Origin of the sequence: Pseudoxanthomonas japonensis (assembly GCF_010093445.1) — a bacterium.
GTDB classification, from domain to species: Bacteria; Pseudomonadota; Gammaproteobacteria; order Xanthomonadales; family Xanthomonadaceae; genus Pseudoxanthomonas_A; species Pseudoxanthomonas_A japonensis.
Genome location: NZ_PDWW01000053.1, coordinates 1 through 1,590, shown reverse-complemented (window position 1 = coordinate 1,590; position 1,590 = coordinate 1). Strand labels below are relative to the sequence as shown.

The following is a 1,590-nucleotide window of genomic DNA, read 5'->3' as shown; positions in this document are numbered from 1 at the left end:
CCGAGGCTGTGTGAAAACCTCGACACCACTGGCAAGATTCAAGCACTCCTCGGTCGGTGCTGATCATGAAGCGATTCGTCGATGGCGTGGATCGGACTCAGGCGCTCCTGCTGCCTGACCGGCTCGAGGATTACGTCCATCAGGACAATCCTGTTCGTCTCGTCGACGCCTTCGTGGATGCGCTGGATCTCGGGTCACTGGGTTTCGAGGCCGCCAGCCGCGCCGCCGGTGGCCGACCTGCTTACCACCCAGCCGCGCTGCTCAAGATCTAAATCTATGGCTATCTCAACCGGGTGCAGTCCAGCCGTCGGCTGGAGCGCGAGGCGCAGCGCAACCTGGAACTGATCTGGTTAACCGGACGACTGGCGCCTGACTTCAAGACGATTGCCGACTTCCGCAAGGACAACGGCACCGCGATCGTGGCGGTCTGCAGTCGTTTCACTGCGCTGTGCCGCCGGATGAAGGTGTTCTCGCACGCCGTGGTCGCGATCGATGGCAGCAAGTTCAAGGCGGTCAACAGCCGCGATCGCAACTTTACCGTCGGCAAGATCAAGGCGCGGCGTAGCCAGCTAGACGAGAGCGTGGCCCGTTATCTGGCCGAGCTGGATCGTGCCGATCGCGACCCGGCGCTGCTGCCAGAGGCACGTATCCCGCAGCTACGCCACAAGCTGGCCAAGGTGCGAGAGCAGATGGCGGCGCTGGATCGCATCGAACAGGAACTGCAAGATGCGCCCGATAGCCAGATCTCACTGACCGACCCGGATGCACGATCGATGACCTCGACAGGACGTGCCACCGGCACGGTGGGCTACAACCTGCAGGCTGCGGTCGATGCGGAGCATCACCTGATCGTGGCCCACGAAGTCACCAACGTTGGACATGATCGGACGCAGCTTGCGCCCATGGCGCTCAAAGCCAAGACCGCTCTAGGCACCGACCACCTGACCGCGTTGGCCGATCGCGGCTACTACAACGCTCAACAGATCCTGGCCTGCGAGCAGAGCGGCATCATCCCACTGGTGCTCAAGCCGCTGACCTCGAACAGCAAGGCCCAGGGGCGCTTCGACAAGCGGGACTTCATCTACGAGCCGACGCTGGATGCCTATCGCTGTCCTGCGGGCGAGCACGCCACGCATCGCTTTACCAGCGAAGAGGACGGCTTGACGCTGCGCAAGTATTGGTCATCCGCCTGTCCAGACTGCTCGATGCGCGACCAATGCACAACGGCGCGTTACCGGCGGATCAGCCGCTGGGAACACGAACACGTGCTCGACGCGATGCAACTGCGGCTCGACGCCAGGCCGCAGGTCGCCGTTGCGCGAAGGCAGACGGTCGAGCACGTCTTCGGCACCCTCAAGGCGTGGTTGGGCACCACCCCACTTCTAACAAAGACGTTGCCGAAGGTCAGAGCAGAGATCAGCTTGGCCGTGCTGGCCTACAACATGAAGCGGATGATCAAGATCATCGGTATGCCTGGCATGTTGAAGGCGATCGCGGCCTGAGAATCGCGATGCCATCAACCAGACAAACGTAGGTCGAGCATCGGCAAAGCGCCAGCGATCTGCCGTCGGACGTTTTTACACAGCCTCG

General features: G+C 62.1%; 1 pseudogene. It reads left to right on the top strand.

What is annotated here, in order from left to right:
• Positions 1-65: 65 nt before the first annotated feature.
• Positions 66-1,502: pseudogene (locus tag CSC78_RS18695) on the top strand (IS1182 family transposase).
• The last annotated feature ends 88 nt before the right edge of the window (positions 1,503-1,590 follow it).